This is a genomic window from Moorena sp. SIO3B2, assembly GCF_010692525.1.
Classification (GTDB): Bacteria; Cyanobacteriota; Cyanobacteriia; order Cyanobacteriales; family Coleofasciculaceae; genus Moorena; species Moorena producens.
On sequence record NZ_JAAHHE010000636.1, the window covers coordinates 1 to 2,590 of the forward strand.

Genomic DNA, 2,590 nt, shown 5'->3' on the forward strand with positions numbered 1-2,590 from the left:
GGACGCTCCTATTTGCCTCCGGCTTGAATATTGTTTTACTCTCTGGAGCAGACAGGGATGGGAGTTATTCACACCGAAGCATAAACCAAAGTCGAAAAAACAAGCGAGACCACGCTAAAAAGACTCAGCGACCCATGGTCGAAGATGAAGTGAGCCTCCTTGGGAGGAGCTTAGCTAATGCTTCTGAGCTAGAAGCATCTTATATTAATCTCCCGTTTTGAGGTTTTTTTTGGGCTTAAGTATCCGAAACATTGAGGGATGATAATGATTGAGTCTGAGACGTGAGTCCGCCATCTATCGGAATGAGCGCTCCAGTCATAAATGATGCACCATCTTGGGAAAGAAAATAAACAACACTAGCTATGTCTTTAGGGGAAGCAACTCTTCCTATTGGATGTGCTTGTGCTTCTCTTGCCCATACTTTTTCTATATCTTCTTTTTGAGTATCTGCAACTTCCTGAAAAATCTTCTCGGTCATAGGGGTGCGAACGCATGCTGGGCATACAGCGTTGACTCTAACGCCATACTCGCTCAGTTCTACGGAGAGCCCCTTTGCCAATTGACCTACAGCACCTTTAGTTGCACCATAGACAAGACAGCCGCTCTTACCGATAAAGACCTGGTCAGAGGACATTAAGACTATTGCTCCACTCTTCTGTTCACGCATCAGTGGCGCGACTTCGGCTACTGTGTAGAGTACTCCACACAGGTTTACTTCGATCAGGTTCCTCATATCCTCTTCTCTAAGATCAAAGATAGAAGTGAAGCGATAAATCCCAGCATTGACAAATAGTACGTCTGGAGTACCGAACTTAAGAACTGCAGACTTGATCGCTAGACTTACCTCGTCTCTTATTGCCACGTCAGCTTTAAAAAGCATGACCTTGCTGTTATATTTTTCAACGAGCTGCTGACCAGCAGATACATTTGTATCAAGAATAGATACTGAGAAGCCCTCGGCTACGAACTTATCTACGGTAGCAGCTCCAATGCCGGTGGAGCCTCCAGTTACTATAGCGTGTGGCATGATACTATTTTCCCAATTGACTAAAAACAGCAATAGTATTTTCCTTGCTAATCCCAATCATACAACTCTTGTGGGCGTTCCATAAATGCGGGATGATTTTAATAGTTTTGTGGAATGGGCATGTTTGCGTGGAACTGGCATGTTTGCGTGGAACTGGCATCTTGCCAGTTTCATGCTTATTTTCGGGCGGGCAGGATGCCCACCCCACTCATATTCATCCGAAGATTAAGCAATGCCTATGAGTTCATTTTTATTGCGCTTACCCTGGCTGACATGCTGGGCAATGGCTATCCTAGCAACTAACAACTAACAACTAACAACTAACAACTAACAACTAACAACTAACAACTAACAACTAACAACTAACAACTAACAACTAACAATTTAGTAATGATGCTCTATAAATTCGATGAGTGGATTGATGAAACAGCAAACCTAAGAGCCGATTTTTAGAATTAAATAGCCCTGATCTAAAAATATGTATTTTTTCATTAATGGCTGAAAGCAATACTGGAAATTGCTTTCAGCCTGGCTATAGCCCCTTAACGGCTAATTCGAGTTTACAAAAGTTAAATCTAAAATCTTAATCTCACCACGGCAGATCATATTAAACTGATGGAGTCGAAAGACTAAAAACGGAGAATTGAATATGTCAGATAAGGATCTAGATGGTCGGCTGTGGTTATATAATGAGTTGTATGGGATAAAAACAATCCCACCGGAGCAGGACTATAATGCCCTTGTAAAAGCGGTTCTGATCTGTGCAAAAGGAGATGGCGTCCTAACACCAGAAGAAAGAAACTGGGTTGTTGGTCGTTCTGCCTGTTACCATAGCAATACCGAGTATGGCATGGCAAAAGATTACCCGGCAGATGATGATCTACTTGAGGTTCTTGCCCAAGCTCCCACTCTAGACAAAAACGGTCGTCGTGCGATTATTTATGCGGCCATTAAGGCTTGTGCTGCTGATGCAGAATATCATCCGGATGAACAGGCATCAGTCCACAAAATGGCCAAATATCTTGGCATTGAAGAAGATGTCGTTAATCAGATTGAGGAAATTTGCATGTCCGAAGCCGAGATGCGAAAAAAACGGATTGCCGTAATGTTCCCTGAAGGCATCCCTTATTAGACTTGTTGTTGTTAGTGGCTGGTCGCAGGATTGGCGATCGCAATCAAGCCTTGGGGATTAGGAGTACCTCAATTGAGAGTAATTATGTTGTTGAATCCCTTACATTTCAACAACATAATTGCGCTTATAGAATTAAGGAATTCCCAACCCCTTACCGTAGCGAACGAGTAGGGGAAAGGATCGCTTTTTCTCCAAAGCTAGTCTCGCGCTGCTGCCCTCAAAGCCGTTAGGCATCCCAGGTCGTAGGTACCGTTTCTCCCTGGGAGTCAGAGCGGGGCGATCGCCTGTAATTCCAATCCCTCCAAGTCGCCAAGGTCACAGATGCTGATTATGGTAGCGCTTGCTCGTGAGTCCAAGTCCTTTGAGTTGCGAGGTTCTCAAGGCTGGGTTGGGATGGTGGCGCGATCACTAGTGGCGAGGTCTAGAGAAAT

3 protein-coding genes are annotated in these 2,590 nt (G+C 44.2%); 2 read left to right on the forward strand and 1 reads right to left on the reverse strand.

The features are described from left to right. A partial coding sequence (locus F6K38_RS39205) for a hypothetical protein (RefSeq protein WP_287256088.1) occupies nt 1-221 on the forward strand: 221 nt, incomplete at its 5' end. Nucleotides 222-235: 14 nt separating this feature from the next. Here the strand turns inward: F6K38_RS39205 and F6K38_RS39210 are convergent. Beyond that, nucleotides 236-1,027: an SDR family NAD(P)-dependent oxidoreductase gene (locus tag F6K38_RS39210; protein WP_071106951.1), complete on the reverse strand. Its 792-nt coding sequence runs from the start codon at nt 1,025-1,027 to the stop codon at nt 236-238. 649 nt (nt 1,028-1,676) lie between these two features. Here F6K38_RS39210 and F6K38_RS39215 point away from each other — a divergent pair. Next, on the forward strand, nt 1,677-2,159 hold the full coding sequence (locus tag F6K38_RS39215) for a tellurite resistance TerB family protein (protein WP_287256092.1): 483 nt from the start codon (nt 1,677-1,679) through the stop codon (nt 2,157-2,159). The last annotated feature ends 431 nt before the right edge of the window (nt 2,160-2,590 follow it).

What these genes read in the sequence shown, in the direction of transcription:
- F6K38_RS39215 (WP_287256092.1), top strand. Translation starts at nt 1,677, where the DNA reads ATGTCAGATAAGGATCTAGATGGTCGGCTGTGGTTATATAATGAGTTG.
- F6K38_RS39210 (WP_071106951.1), bottom strand. Translation starts at nt 1,027, where the DNA reads ATGCCACACGCTATAGTAACTGGAGGCTCCACCGGCATTGGAGCTGCT.